The sequence below is a fragment of the Metapseudomonas boanensis genome (assembly GCF_018704125.1).
Lineage (GTDB): Bacteria > Pseudomonadota > Gammaproteobacteria > Pseudomonadales > Pseudomonadaceae > Metapseudomonas > Metapseudomonas boanensis.
In genome coordinates this window covers 1-14,325 of the sequence record NZ_JAGTIS010000025.1, presented here as the reverse complement: position 1 = coordinate 14,325, position 14,325 = coordinate 1, and the positions used below count along the sequence as shown (strand labels likewise).

11 protein-coding genes and 1 pseudogene are annotated in these 14,325 nt (G+C 63.9%); 11 read left to right on the top strand and 1 reads right to left on the bottom strand.

All coding sequences use genetic code 11. The annotated features are described in order from the left end of the window. Window positions 1-78: 78 nt before the first annotated feature. Complete coding sequence (locus J7302_RS24770) at window positions 79-1,020, bottom strand: LysR family transcriptional regulator (RefSeq protein WP_215381092.1); 942 nt, start codon at window positions 1,018-1,020, stop codon at window positions 79-81. A gap of 154 nt (window positions 1,021-1,174) precedes the next feature. On the opposite strand from J7302_RS24770, the gene J7302_RS24765 reads away from it, so the two are divergent. The 11 genes and pseudogenes from J7302_RS24765 to J7302_RS24715 all read left to right on the top strand — a co-directional run. Further along, window positions 1,175-2,236: an HlyD family secretion protein gene (locus tag J7302_RS24765; protein ID WP_215381090.1), complete on the top strand. Its 1,062-nt coding sequence runs from the start codon at window positions 1,175-1,177 to the stop codon at window positions 2,234-2,236. A gap of 15 nt (window positions 2,237-2,251) precedes the next feature. Beyond that, window positions 2,252-3,277 (top strand): DUF2955 domain-containing protein, encoded by a 1,026-nt coding sequence (locus J7302_RS24760; RefSeq protein WP_394359113.1) that lies wholly within the window; start codon window positions 2,252-2,254, stop codon window positions 3,275-3,277. Window positions 3,278-3,353: 76 nt separating this feature from the next. Further along, the gene (locus J7302_RS24755) at window positions 3,354-4,325 is read left to right on the top strand and encodes a GGDEF domain-containing protein (protein WP_215381087.1); all 972 of its coding nucleotides are present in this window, start codon (window positions 3,354-3,356) and stop codon (window positions 4,323-4,325) included. A gap of 563 nt (window positions 4,326-4,888) precedes the next feature. Then, window positions 4,889-5,392, top strand: a complete 504-nt coding sequence (gene tssB, locus J7302_RS24750; RefSeq protein WP_215381084.1) for a type VI secretion system contractile sheath small subunit — start codon at window positions 4,889-4,891, stop codon at window positions 5,390-5,392. Between the two features lie 30 nt (window positions 5,393-5,422). Next, on the top strand, window positions 5,423-6,958 hold the full coding sequence (gene tssC, locus J7302_RS24745) for a type VI secretion system contractile sheath large subunit (protein WP_215381081.1): 1,536 nt from the start codon (window positions 5,423-5,425) through the stop codon (window positions 6,956-6,958). A gap of 24 nt (window positions 6,959-6,982) precedes the next feature. Further along, window positions 6,983-8,338: a type VI secretion system baseplate subunit TssK gene (tssK, locus tag J7302_RS24740; RefSeq protein WP_215381079.1), complete on the top strand. Its 1,356-nt coding sequence runs from the start codon at window positions 6,983-6,985 to the stop codon at window positions 8,336-8,338. Further along, complete coding sequence (tssL, locus tag J7302_RS24735) at window positions 8,335-9,015, top strand: type VI secretion system protein TssL, short form (RefSeq protein ID WP_215381076.1); 681 nt, start codon at window positions 8,335-8,337, stop codon at window positions 9,013-9,015. Before tssK ends, tssL begins: the two co-directional genes overlap by 4 nt. A 10-nt stretch (window positions 9,016-9,025) precedes the next feature. Then, complete coding sequence (locus J7302_RS24730) at window positions 9,026-10,750, top strand: OmpA family protein (protein ID WP_215381073.1); 1,725 nt, start codon at window positions 9,026-9,028, stop codon at window positions 10,748-10,750. A gap of 13 nt (window positions 10,751-10,763) precedes the next feature. After that, on the top strand, window positions 10,764-11,255 hold the full coding sequence (locus tag J7302_RS24725; protein ID WP_215381071.1) for an Hcp family type VI secretion system effector: 492 nt from the start codon (window positions 10,764-10,766) through the stop codon (window positions 11,253-11,255). Window positions 11,256-11,397: 142 nt separating this feature from the next. Continuing rightward, complete coding sequence (gene tssH, locus J7302_RS24720) at window positions 11,398-14,064, top strand: type VI secretion system ATPase TssH (protein ID WP_215381069.1); 2,667 nt, start codon at window positions 11,398-11,400, stop codon at window positions 14,062-14,064. 2 nt (window positions 14,065-14,066) lie between these two features. Further along, window positions 14,067-14,325 (top strand): annotated as a pseudogene (locus tag J7302_RS24715) (type VI secretion system tip protein VgrG); the annotation flags it as partial.

Here is a 14,325-nt window from a genome sequence, read left to right as displayed (position 1 = left end):
GGCGCCATCTTAGGGAGGGCAACAAAGGGGAAAAATAGCGGATTCAGTGAATGACTGTTTCGCGCGATGCAACAGTTATCAGCAAGTGGCCCAATGGGTCGAGTCGTCCAGGATCGCCTCGTCCAGTGCCAGCAGCGGCGGCAGTTCCGCTTTCAGGAAATCGACCCAGGTCTTGATCTTGGCATCGAGGAAACGCCGTGACGGGTAGATCGCGTAGATATTGCGGGCGCGTAAGCGATACTCCGGCAGGACCCGTAGCAGGCTGCCTTCACGCAGAAACGGGCAGGCGACGAAAGAGGGCAGCAGGCAGAAGCCCATTCCCGCCTGTGCGGCCTTGGCCAGGGACTCGGCGACGTTAACCTGGAGGCTCTCGGCTGGCAGCACGTCGAACTCACCGTCATCTCCATTGAGCACCCAGTTGTCGTGATAGAGCGGGTCCAGCAGGCGCAGGTAACGGTGCTGCTGCAGGTCCGCCGGGTCCTGAGGGACGCCGTGCTTGGCCAGGTAGCTGGGGGCTGCGCAGATCACGCTGTACATCGGGCCGAGCACCTGGGCCACCATCTGCGAGTCGGGTAGTTCGCGCGCGAAGGTGATGATCACATCCTGGCCGTCCTCCAGCAGGTCCGGCGTGCGCTGCGACAGGGTCAGTTCGATCACTACTTCCGGGTACAGCTCGCTGTAGCGCGCGACCAGGGTCGTCAAGTGCTGCAGACCCAGCCCGGTCATGGTGTGTACGCGCAGTCTGCCGCTGGGCTTGAGGTGTGCTCCGCGCGCTTCGGCGGAGGCCTCCTCCACCTCGGCGAGGATCTGCCGGCAGCGTTGCAGGTAGCGCTCGCCAACCTCCGTCAACGCCAGGCGGCGGGTGGTGCGGTTCAGCAGGCGTGCTTCGAGCTGCTGCTCCAGATCGGACACCAGCCTGGACACCTGCGCAGTGGAGAGGTCCAGGGCCAGGGCCGCGGCGGTAAAGCTGCCGGTATCGATGACCCGGACGAACACCCGCATGCTGTGCAGTGTGTCCATTGTTACTCCTTGTGTAAGGCTGCTTCTCTAGATCGCCGGATTATCCACGATTCGCCGCTCAATATACTGCCGACCCATGAGCGGCTCGGGTCGAGACTTGGCCGTTCCCTCCGTTTCTGCCCCCGCCTTCTGTTCGCGTTGTCTTGAGGTATGCATGACCCCGGATCAACGATTTGCCCGTCGGGTCCAAGTCGCCATCGCCCTGTTCGCCCTGCTGTTCGTCTACTTCCTTGCAGCCGACCTATGGATGCCCATCACGCCCCAGGCCCAGCTTACCCGCCCGGTGCTGCGCATTGCCCCACGTGTGAGCGGCCAGGTCCAGGACGTCGCCGTCGCCAACAATCGCCATGTGCAGGCCGGTGACCTGCTGTTTCGCCTGGATCCCGAGCCTTTTCGCCTGGCCGTGCGAGCCGCGGAACTGGCGCTGGAGCAGGCAGCGCAGGACAACCGCCAGCTCGACGCAGCCCTGGCCGCCGCGCGCGCCGATCAAGCTGCCGCCCAGGCCAGCGCCAGCGAGCTGCAGCGCGAAACCGCGCGCCTGGGCCGCCTGGTGCAGAGCCAGCATGTCTCGCGGCAGCTCTTCGAGCAGACCGAGGCCCAGCGTCAGGCGGCCCAGGCCAAACTTGCCGCAGCGACCGCGCGCATCCGCGAGCTGGCGGCCCAGCGCGGCGCCGAAGGTCACGACAATCTGCGTCTGCGCCAGGCCCGCAATGCCCTGGAACAGGCCCGATTGCAACTGCAATACAGCGAAGTTCGTGCCGAGCGCGCCGGCACCCTGAGCAACCTGCAACTGTCACCCGGGGCCTTCGTCAGTGCCGGCGCGTCGGTGGCCGCACTGGTGGCTGACGAGGCGGACATCAGCGCCGACTTCCGCGAGAAGGCCCTGCGCTATGTGCGCCTGGACGACACTGCGTCCGTGGTCTTCGATGCCCTGCCCGGGCACATCTTCGACGCCCGCGTCAGTGCCATCGACGCCGGGGTGAAAGAGGGTCAGCTCGACGCCAATGGCGACCTTGCAGCCCCGGCAATCTCTGACCGCTGGGTGCGCGATGCCCAGCGCCAGCGCCTGCACGTGGAGCTCGGCGAGGCATTGCCATTCCCGCTGCCCAGCGGTGCCAAGGCCACGGTGCAGCTGTTTCCGCGCGACTCCAGCCTGGCGGCCGCCTTCGGCCGCCTGCAGATCGCGCTGATCAGCCTGCTGCATTACATCTACTAAGGGCTGGGTGTACTGATGAGTCGCAAGGCGCTGACCGAGAACGACCTGCGCCAGTGTCTGCGCCTGGCCGGTGGCGGTACGCTGGGCCTGTTCCTGTGCAAGCTTATGGGCTGGGACAACGGCTCGTTCTTCTGCGTCTACCCGATGTTGCTGCTGGGGCTGACGCCGAGCATCAACGCCCACGTGGTGCGCCAGTTTCTGCTGCAGGCGGTGGTGGTCAGCCTCGAAGTGCTGATGATCTACGGGCTGTTCGGCGATCGCCCGCAGTTGATGGTTCCGCTGGCCTTTCTCGCCTTCTTCTGGCGATTTCGCCTGATGGCACAGGGCTCGCTGTTCATGTTCGGCGCCCTGGGCAGTGTGTTCCTCTCCATGCAGCTGCACTTCGCCAGCTACCCGGATACCCACCTCTACGACCTGGTCACCAGCAACCTGGTGGCGGCGCTGCTGACGGTGTTGATCGCCTGGCTGATGTTCTACCTGTTTCCCGATGCAGACCCGCGCACGCCGCGCCAGCCAGCCACCAAGGACCTGCCCAGCCAGCGCCATGAAGCGGTGCTGGGCGCGACCATCGCGACACTTTCGTTCATCCTGTTCCAGAGCTTCGACCTGCGTGACTCGCTGTCGGCACAGGTGGCATCGATCCTCGTGCTGTTCCCAATGCACTGGAACGGTATCCGCTTCGCCGGTCGCATCCGCGCCCTCGGCACCCTGCTTGGGTGCCTGATAGGGTTGGGGCTCCAGTTGCTGCTCTACAGCCACTACGATGTGCTGCCGCTGGTCACTCTGTTGTACTGGACCGCTGCCATCTGCTGCGCCCGGCTGCATGTGCTCGAAGGCAACCAGGGCATCGGCTTCGGCGCTTTGACCACCCTGGCTATCGTCTTTGGCCAGTACCTCACGCCGCAGCACGACGTCGTGTATTCCATCGCCTATCGCTTCAGTTCCGTGTGTGCGGCTGTGTTCCTGACGCTGCTCGCCGTGTTCGTCCTGCACGGTTTGCTAAACCGCTTCGCCGCCACCCGTCATGCCAGCCACACCTGACCGTCGGCCCGGTTTGCGGGCTGCACTTCTGCCTGCCTAATCTGTCGAAGCCTGGTCCCACTGAGGTACTGGCTTAATGGATCGCCCGGTCGAAGACTCCGCTGAACTGGAAAGACTGACGCTGGCCCTGCTGCATTGTCGTGGCGAGGTCGAGCGGCTGAGTGAGCGCGAGCGCATTTTCAGCAGCCTGCTGGGCGGCGTGAATGCTGTGCTTTGGGCCTTCGACTGGGAGGCGCAGCGGGTGATCTACGTCAGCCCCGCCTACGAGCGCCTGTTCGGTCGCTCCGCCGCCTTGCTGCTGGCCGATTACGGCGAGTGGCGCAACTGCATCTACCCGGACGATCTCGACTACGCCGCGCGAAGCTTCGCCGAGGTGCTGGAGAAAGGTGCCATTGAAGCGCGCGAGTACCGCATCATCCGCGCTGACGGCCAGCTGCGCTGGATCAGCGACAAGTGTTTCATCAGCCAGCAGGGCGGCGCGGGGCAGCCGACCATCGTGGTCGGCATCGCTGAAGACATCACCGAGAAGAAGCAGCTGGAAGGTGAGCTGCACTGTCTGGCCACCACTGATGTCCTGACCCAGAGCAGCAACCGCCGGCACTTCTTCGAATGCGCACAGGGTGCATTCGAGCATGCCGTGCAGTTCGGCAGCCCGCTGGCCTTCATCCTGCTCGACGTCGATGACTTCAAGCGAATCAACGACACCCATGGCCATCAGGTCGGCGACCAGGTGCTGCAGCGCATCGCCCAGTGCGGCACCAACGCCCTGCGCCGTGGCGACCTGTTTGGCCGCATCGGCGGCGAGGAGTTCGCCGCCCTGCTGCCAGGCTGCCCGCCGGACCTGGCCAGGCAGATCGCCGAGCGCCTGCAGCGCGAGGTGCAGCGCCTGAGCTTCCAGGCAGGGGGCAAGCAGTTCAGCGTGACCGTCAGTCAGGGACTGGCCAACCTGCGCGACGATGGCAACCTGGACAGCCTCTATGCGCGGGCCGATGCGGCGATGTATCAGGCCAAACGGGGCGGGAAGAATCAGATCATCCTGGCCGATTGAATACTCGACGGCACCTGGTGGAGGGCGTTCGGTCCCACACGTTGCTTTGGTAGGTTGGTCCTCGCTGTGCGAGGCCCAACGCGCAGGCCCTGCTCCGTGTCGTTGGGCTTTGGTGGCCCCTGGGGCCAACCGGCAAGCGCTATCCCTTTTGCAGAGCAGGTGCAAATCGATTCCCTTGGTAATTCGTGCGGAATCTTCGGCAACTTCGAGGGCTCTTTCCGCGCGTCTCCACCTTCAACGACGGTGCTGGTTGCAGTCGCTCAGCACAATCTGACGGCTTCAGACCGTTCCCCTGTACTTATCGGATCGGTCCTCTTTCCCCGCCTTGCGGTTATCGGCCTAGATATCTGCTGGACCGCCAGCGTGGCGATCGCCTTCAAAACAACGTGTCATCTGAAGCAACCGCTTCTGCCGTTGTTCCCCCTGTAAACCCAGCAAAGAGTGCGAAATGGAATTCACTCGCTCTGATCGGACTGACGGCCTTGCACGGGCTTGGCCGTGGTCATGAATTCCTGCTCGACGGCTTTCACTGACCTCCCGCACGGGAGATATCTGGAGTAGTCATGGCATCGAACAGTTTCCAAAACGAAGTACCCAAGGCACGGGTCAACATCAAGCTTGATCTGCACACCGGTGGTGCACAGAAGAAAGTAGAACTTCCGCTGAAGTTGATGCTGATGGGGGACTACAGCAATGGCCGGCAAGTACGTCCGCTTTCCGAACGCGGCAAGGTCGATATCAACAAGAACAACTTCGACAGCGTACTCGCCGAGTTCAACCCTTGTTTGAAGCTGGCTGTGGAAAACACGCTTGCGGACGACGATTCGGAATCCTCCGTCGAACTGGCTTTTTCCCGCATGAAGGACTTCGAGCCCGAGCAGGTGGCTCGACAGATTCCGCAACTTCGCGCCCTGCTCGCCATGCGCAATCTGCTGCGCGACCTCAAGTCCAACCTCCTGGACAACGCCACGTTCCGCCATGAGCTGGAACGCATCCTCAAGGACGACGCCCTCAGCGATGAACTGCGCGCCGAGCTTGCGGAGCTTGCCCCCCAAGACGCCCGTTAACGCATCCGGTCATTCAAAGGAAGGTCACCCATGTCCGTCGAACACACCTCCACAGCCTCTCGCGGCAGCGTAGTCTCCCAGGAACACCAGGGCGTCTATGCCGCACTCTTCAGCAAGATCAACCTGAACCCCATCAGTGAGCTGGGTAGCCTCGAAGCATTCCAGAACACCGAGGAATTGTCCGAAGCTTCCGCGGACGAGCGGGTCACGGCAGCCGTCAGCGTTTTCCTCGATCTGCTCAAACATTCGTCGCAGCGGGTGGAACGTCTGGACAGGACGCTGCTCGATGAACACATCGCCTCCCTCGATGCACAGATCAGCCGCCAACTCGATGCGGTCATGCACCATACGGATTTCCAGCGCGTCGAGTCCACCTGGCGCGGCGTCAAATCACTGATCGACCAAACCGATTTCCGCCAGAACGTACGCATCGAGCTGCTCGACATCAGCAAGGATCATCTGGTGCAGGACTTCGAGGATGCGCCGGAGATTGCCCAGAGTGGCCTGTACATACACACCTACACCCAGGAGTACGACACCCCCGGGGGTGAGCCGATCGCGGCAGCCATCTCCAACTACGAGTTCGACAGCAGTCCGCAGGACATCGCCCTGTTGCGCAACCTGTCCAAGGTTGCCGCGGCGGCCCACATGCCCTTCATCGGATCTGTCGGGCCGGCCTTCTTCGGCAAGGAGTCGATGGAAGAGGTCGCCGCCATCAAGGACATCGGCAACTACTTCGATCGGGCCGAGTACATCAAGTGGAAATCCTTCCGTGACAGCGACGACGCCCGCTACATCGGGCTGACCCTACCGCGTGTGCTCGGTCGCCTGCCTTATGGCCCTGACACCATTCCGGTGCGCAACTTCAACTATGTCGAGAGTGTGAAGGGGCCCGACCACGACAGATACCTGTGGACCAACGCCACCTTCGCCTTCGCCGCCAACATGGTGAAGAGCTTCATCAACAACGGCTGGTGTGTGCAGATTCGTGGCCCACAATCGGGCGGTGCGGTGACCGATCTGCCGATCCACCTCTACGACCTGGGCACCGGCAACCAGGTGAAGATTCCTTCGGAAGTGATGATTCCGGAGACCCGAGAGTTCGAGTTCGCCAACCTGGGTTTCATCCCCCTGTCCTATTACAAGAACCGCGACTACGCCTGCTTCTTCTCCGCCAACTCGGCGCAGAAACCCGCGCTGTTCGACACGGCCGACGCCACGGCCAACAGCCGCATCAACGCACGCCTGCCCTACATCTTCCTGCTGTCGCGCATCGCCCACTACCTGAAGCTGATCCAGCGGGAAAACATCGGGACCACCAAGGATCGTCGCGTGCTGGAACTGGAACTCAACAAGTGGATCGGCGGCCTTGTGACCGAGATGACCGACCCCAGCGACGATCTGCAGGCTTCGTACCCGCTGCGCGAAGCGAAGGTGATAGTCGAAGACATCGACGACAACCCCGGCTTCTTCCGCGTCAGGCTCTACGCCGTGCCCCACTTCCAGGTGGAAGGCATGGACGTCAACCTCTCGCTGGTTTCGCAGATGCCCAAGGCCAAAGCCTGAACCTTGCCCTAGGGAAACGACGTCATGAACATCGACCGCCCCCTATGGGCTGCGGGGACATTGTTGTCCCCGCAGCAGTTCCAGCAGCAGGCGCGCTGGGAGGCCTGGACCAACGAATGCATCGCCCATCTCGCCCTCGTTCATCCTTGGGGCGTGCTGGCGGCTGCCTTCGATCCGGACGCGCTGAAGCTGGGGAAGCTCAAGGCATCCCGGCTCCACCTGCGGATGCCGGATGGCACCTTGATCGACACGGATGGCACCGATCGCCTGCCGCCGGCGCTGGATCTGTCCCGCGTGCTGGCGAACGATATCCAGAGCGCAACCCTGCTACTGGCGCTGCCGCTGGAGCAGGGAAACGGCAACAATTGCCTGCTCGATGGCAGTCGCGAGGACCGACCCACCCGTTACCGCCAGGACTGGCGCACGGTGCAGGACCTATACGGCGATGAGCGCCAGTCCATCAGCGTGATGGAGCACCAGCTCAGTCTGCGCCTGGCGAGCGACGACAACGGTGACTATCTGACCTGCCCGGTCGCGCGCCTGATGCGCGATGCCCAGGGCATCTGGACCCTCGATCCCGGCTACGTTCCGCCCCTGCTGAGCTTCGCCGCTCACGTCGGTCTGCTGGCACAGCTGGACAACCTGTTCACCCAACTGTCCGCTAAGCGCCAACGCCTGATGGGCATGCGCCGTGAAAGCAACCAGCGCATGGCCGACTTCGCGGTGGCGGACGTCTCGCTGTTCTGGCTGCTCAATGCGCTCAATACCTACCAGCCGATACTGGCCGACCTCAGGGCCCATCCCGCGCGCCACCCCGAGCAGGTCTACCGGGAGCTGTCGAAGCTTGCCGGCAGCCTGTCGACCTTCTCGCTCGAGCACGATATCGAGCAGGTCCCGGCTTACCGGCATGACCAACTGGAGGCTGTCCTCCCAATCCTGATGAGCATGGTTTCCTCCCTGCTCGAAGCCAGCCTGCCCTCGCGCGTCATCGCTATGGAGCTGGAAGAGAGCGGGGCCAACCGCTGGAAGGTTTCGCTCAACGACCCACGGCTACGCGAGCCAGACGGCGCCGACTTCTACCTGTCCGTGCGCTCGCGCCTGTCGGCGGCGCAGTTGCAGAGTCAGTTTCCGCACCTCTGCAAGATCGGCACTCCGGATGACGTCGACCACCTGGTCAATGCGGCGCTCGACGGCATTCCGCTGCTGCCCCTCAACCATGTCCCGGCCGCGATTCCGCTGCGCCTGGAAAACCAGTATTTCGCGTTGGATCTCGGACATCCCAAGGGACGGGCCATGTTGGCGGCAGGGGTGTGCGCCTTCTATGTACCCGCCGCCCTGATCGAGGCGCGACTCGAACTATTCGCGGTGCTGCGCTCATGACTCCGAACACTCCAAGAAACCAGCCTTCGGCCGTCGATATCGATGCGTTGCTGCAGGACAGCTATCTGCTGGTCGTATCCCTGCGTGAAGGTGCAATGGCACGAAGTGGACGTGATTTGTGGAGGCACTGCTGTGAGCAGATCGAGGTCCTGCGCCAGGCGCTGAAAGACGCTGGCATGAGTCAGCGGAACATCGACTGCATCAGCTATGCCCAATGTGCCTTGCTGGATGAAACGGTACTGGGCTACGCCAGGGACGAGGCCCACGCCGACTGGGCCGGCGAGCCTTTGCAGGCGAAGTTCTTCAATCGCCACCAAGCGGGCGAGTTCCTCTACGAGGACATGCGCGACGTCCTGCGCGACCCTGCACCGAACCCACAGGTCCTGACCGCATACCACCGAGTGCTGATGCTGGGGTTCAAGGGGCGCTACAGCGACCTGCAGGACCCGGAGCGGGAAGAACTGCTCAGAACGCTCGATGCCCAGGTGGCGCCCTTGGCGATGTGTGGCCTGCTGATCTCCGGTACGAGACGAAGGCGCAGTGTCGTCCTGCAGCGCTGGTTGCGCAGCCCTGCCATGCAACTCCTGGTGGCTGCCCTGCTGATAGTCGGGACCTGGTGGGGTTTGGATCAGCTCCTGAGCCGCTTGGTCTCCTCGTTGCTGCCTGGTGCAGCGTGAAGGTGGTGCGATGACCTTCACGCTGATGCGCGGCCTCTATCTGTGGAGCGCTCTGCTCACCCTGGCACTGTTGTTCATTTTTCCCCTGGGTGGCTGGCAGCGGGTGGGGGCCGCGCTGGCAGTCGCGTTCGCCCTGATTCTGGCGTGGCGCTGGATGAGGCAGCGGGCGCTGAACCTCGACCGAGAGCTGCCGTTGCCTGCGGCAGACTTCCAGCAACCCGTGGTGCTGGTCTGTGGCGATGGCTTGCAGGGGCTGTTCGACGCCGCGAAAGCCGATAAACCCCTCTGGAGGATGACAGCTCAGGGCTGCTATCTCCGGGTGGATAGCCTGGAGCACCTGCCCTGGACGGTGCGCCGTGTTCTGGATCACCGCCCCCATTGGGGAGGACAGCTCAGCGTCCTGCTCGTCGTCAATCCGGACGAACACAGCGACCCAGCCGAACTGGATGGGCAGCTTCGAGCCTTCCGTCACCAGTTGGCACTGGCGCGCCGGCACGGCGCCGCCTTGCCGTTGCTCCAGGCCACCTACCTGCAAAGCAGCCAGGGGGAAGGCCCCTGGTTCTGTTGGGTGGGAGGCGCGCAGCAACCGGATGTCCTGGAGGCGGGAGCACGTATCCGTTTCGGTGAGTGGCAGAAACGCACGGATGACCTCCCGCTCTCTGCGCTGCACCTGCGCACCGGCGTACTGCTGGAAACTGTGGTCGGCTGGTTGAATCGGCATGTGCCGGCTCATCTCGTCAGCCGTGAAGTCAGTGATCCGCCCGCTGTCGCGATGGCCTGCGCGGTCACACTGGTTCCGGCGCTGCCTGGTAGCGTCGCCGGGAGTCTCTGGCAGCAATGGGTTCACGACAGGACCGCGCTGAGCAAAACGGCGGCATCTGCGTCCGAGACGTCGCTCCTGCTGCCGCTCCCGGATGCGCTTCTGCCGTTGTTGCCCCTGCAGTTCAAGACCAGTCCGCTGCGCCGGGCCGGGGCGATAGCGCTCTGGCTATCCACGCTGTCGATCCTGATAGCACTGGCCGGCTCCGCCTGGCAGAACCGCCAACTGGTGCGTCAGGTTAGCGATGACCTGCATCGTTATCTGGCCATCCCCTATGCCCAACACCGAAATCAGCCGGAGTTCGCGCAGCGTGAGGAGGTCATGTCGGTGCTGCGTGCCGACGCTGCCCGTCTGGATCGTTATTACCGTCACGGCGAACCGCTTTGGCTCGGATTCGGCCTGTACCGGGGCGAACGCCTGAGGGGTGAACTGCTGGCCGCGATCACGGGTTACCGGTTACCGCACGATGCTCCCGTGCAGGCCCTGAAAGTACCAGAACCCGTGAGGCTGGACAGCCTGTCGCTGTTCACCGTGGGCAGCGCCACGCTCAAGCCCGAATCGACCAAGTTCCTGATCAACGCCCTGGTCGACATCAAGGCTCAGCCGGGCTGGCTGATCGTTATCGCCGGCCATACCGATGCCACCGGTAGCGCCGAGCAGAACCTTCAACTGTCCCGAGCTCGCGCCGGTGCCGTACGCGATTGGATGCAGCGTATGGGCGATATCCCTGACATCTGTTTCGCCGTACAGGGCTTCGGCGCCAGTCAGCCGATCGCCAGCAATGACACCGAAATCGGGCGGGCTGCGAACCGGCGCGTCGATATCCGTCTGGTGCCGGAGGTGGGGGCCTGCGCGCTGCCCACCGCCGCTCCGGAAGGCAAGCACCAGTCGCATTCTGCGGCTGTCAACCTCTGAGAAGGAGTTTCAAATGGCAATTCCCGTATACCTCTGGCTGCAGGACGATGGCGGCGCGAACATCAAGGGTTCGGTGGACGTGCAAAAACGCGAGGGCAGCATCGAGATCGTCGCCCAGGATCACAGCCTCTACATCCCCACCGACAACAACACCGGCAAGCTGACCGGAACCCGGGTTCACACCCCGTTCCTGTTCACCAAGGAAATCGATGCGTCCAGCCCTTACCTGTACAAGGCGGTGACCACCGGCCAGACCCTCAAGAGTGCCGAGTTCAAGTGGTATCGCATCGACGACGCCGGCCAGGAAGTCGAGTACTTCATCACCAAGCTGGAGAACGTCAAGGTCGTGAAAGTCGCGCCGAAAATGCACGACATCAAGGACCCGTCCAAGGAGAAGCACAACCACCTGGAGCAGGTCGAGTTGCGCTACGAAAAGATCACCTGGACCTACAAGGACGGCAACATCATCCACTCCGACTCCTGGAACGAACGTCAGAGCGCCTGACGTCGGGTAGAGCCGGCGGAGCCAACTGCTCTGCTGGTTTCGGTATGCCGGTTCGAGCGTCCGTTCGCGGACGCCCGACCGGTCCATCGCACCCCATGCCGGACACGCAAGCGCCACGAACCTCGTACAAGGACGCACCCCCATGGCCCAGAACTCCGCCAGCCTGCTTCGTCGCCTCAACCCCTATTGTGCCCGGGCGCTCGGCGCCGCCGCCTCGCTGTGCCAGAGCCGCGCCCACAGGCAGATCACCCCCGAACACTGGTTGCTCAAACTGCTGGAGCAAGGAGAGGGCGATCTCACACTGATCGCGCGCCGGTGCGAATGGGACCTCGATGCACTCTGGCAAGGGTTGCTCGACCATCTGGACAGCCTGCCTCGCAGCGTGCGCGACAAGCCTCAGCTCAGTGGAGAATTGCGGCAACTGATCCAGAGCGCCTGGTTGCGCGCCTCGCTGGACGATGACAACGACCGTCTGCGTTCGCTGCATCTGCTTGGCGCCCTGCTGGAGACGCCCAGGCTGGTCGGTTGCGAGGCGGCCTGGCCGCTGTTTAGTCTCAGCGAGGCGCAGTTGCAGTGTTTGATGCCGCTGCTGGACCAGCACTCCGAGGAACGCCCGGAACTGCAGCGCGAGGCCGCGCTCGAAGGCGACGAAACCCGGGCCATCACACTGGCGGTACCTTCCTCCGGCAGCGCCGGGAGCGACGCCTTGCAGGCGGTACTCGACAGGTTCACCCAGGACCTGACCGCCCAGGCACGCGAGGGGCGCATCGACCCCGTGTTCGGGCGCGACGACGAGATCCGCCAGGTCATCGACATTCTCAGCCGGCGGCGCAAGAACAACCCCATCCTCGTAGGCGAGCCCGGAGTCGGCAAAACCGCATTGGTCGAAGGACTGGCCCTGCGCATTGCCGAAGGCAAGGTGCCCGACAGCCTCAAGCCTGTCAGCGTGCGCACCCTCGACCTCGGCCTGTTGCAGGCTGGCGCGGGTGTCAAGGGCGAATTCGAGCAGCGCCTGAAGCAGGTCATCGACGCGGTCCAGCGTGCGGAACAGCCCGTCCTGCTGTTCATCGACGAGGCCCATACCCTCATCGGTGCCGGCAATCAGGCCGGTGGTGCCGATGCCGCCAACCTGCTCAAGCCCGCGCTTGCCCGTGGCGAACTTCGTACCATCGCCGCCACCACCTGGAGCGAGTACAAGCAGTACTTCGAGCGTGATGCGGCGCTGGAACGGCGCTTCCAGATGGTCAAGGTCGACGAGCCGGACGACAGCAACGCCTGCCTCATGCTGCGCGGCCTCAAGGCCCGATACGCCAGCCACCATGGCGTACACATCGAAGATGCTGCGGTACAGGCTGCCGTCACCCTGTCGCGCCGCTACCTGACCGGCCGTCAATTGCCCGACAAGGCCGTCGATCTGCTGGACACCGCCAGTGCCCGCGTCCGCATGAATCTCGACTGCGAGCCCCTGGCGTTGGTGCGTCTGGAAGCCCGACAAGCTGCATTGGAGCTGGAGCGGCAGGCCCTGGAAGCGGACAGCCGCCTCGGTGGCCAGGCTCCCGCCAAGCGGCTGGACGAACTCGCCGAGCAGCGCGCCGACCTGCTGCAACAGCACCGCGAACTGGAGCAGCAATACCACCGTGAGCTCGACCTGAGCCTGCAACTCCTGGCGGCTCGCCGGGAGGCGCCCCGGCAGGCGGAGCGTTGCGCCGAGCTGCAGCGGCAGTTGGAAGAGGCCCAGGGCGAGCGGCTGCTGCTGTCCCTCGATGTCACATCTCGCAGCGTTGCCGAAGTAGTCGCCGACTGGACCGGAGTCCCCCTGGGCAGCCTGCTCAAGGACGAACAGACCAACCTGCTGGAGCTGGAGCATCAGCTCGGCCAAAGGGTCATCGGCCAGGATCACGTCCTTGTGGCCCTGGCCCAGCGGTTGCGTGCTGCACGCACCGGCCTGACCAGCGACCAGGCCCCGCAGGGCGTGTTCCTGCTGGTCGGCACCAGCGGCGTCGGCAAGACCGAAACTGCGCTGGCGCTGGCCGACAGCCTGTTCGGCGGCGAAAAATCGCTGATCACCCTGAACCTCTCCGAGTACCAGGAAGCCCACACCGTCAGCCAGCTCAAGGGCTCCCCACCGGGTTATGTCGGTTATGGCCAGGGCGGCGTGCTCACCGAAGCAGTGCGCCAGCGCCCCTACAGCGTGGTGTTGCTCGACGAGGTGGAAAAAGCCCATCGCGACGTGCTCAACCTGTTCTATCAGGTCTTCGATCGCGGCTTCATGCGAGACGGCGAAGGTCGCGAGATCGACTTCCGCAACACCGTCATCCTCATGACCTCCAACCTGGGTGGTGACCTCCTGCAGGCCTGCCTGCACGAACAACCGGATGCCACCGACGGCACCCTCCAGGAGCTGCTGCGCCCGGTCCTGCGCGACCACTTCCAGCCAGCGTTGCTGGCCCGCTTCCAGACCCTGATCTACCGGCCTCTACTGGCCGACTCGCTCAAGCGCATCGTTGATCTCAAGCTCGCCCAGGTCGCCCGCCGACTGCTGCGCCATTACGGACTGGACTGCCGGATCGACGGCGCCTTGAGCGATGCCCTGTCCGCGGCCTGCCTGCTGCCCGACACCGGCGCCCGCAACATCGATAGCCTGCTCAGCCAGCAGATCCTACCGGTTCTCAGCCAGCAGCTGTTGCAGCGCCAGGCCACCCGGCAGGACACCTGCAGTGTCACCTTGGGCTACAGCGATGCCGACGGCATCACCCTGCATTTCTCCGACTCGCTGACGCATCCACATCCGGCACGTGAGGAGGCCTGAACATGCTCGCTGAAATCCGCACCTTCTTCGACCACAGCCGCCACAAGCTCCAGGTCCGCGACCTCGACGCCGCACTCGACGTGCTGGCCTTCCAGGGCGAAGAGGCGCTCAGCCAACCCTTCAGTTACCGCATCGAGTTCACCGCCACCCAGCGCGACCTCCCCGCCGACCGGCTCCTGGGCCGGGACGCCCGCTTCAGCCTCTATCCGCCGCCCACCCCGGTGCCCTTCGCCGGTCTGAGCGTGCCGCCCACCCAGCCCT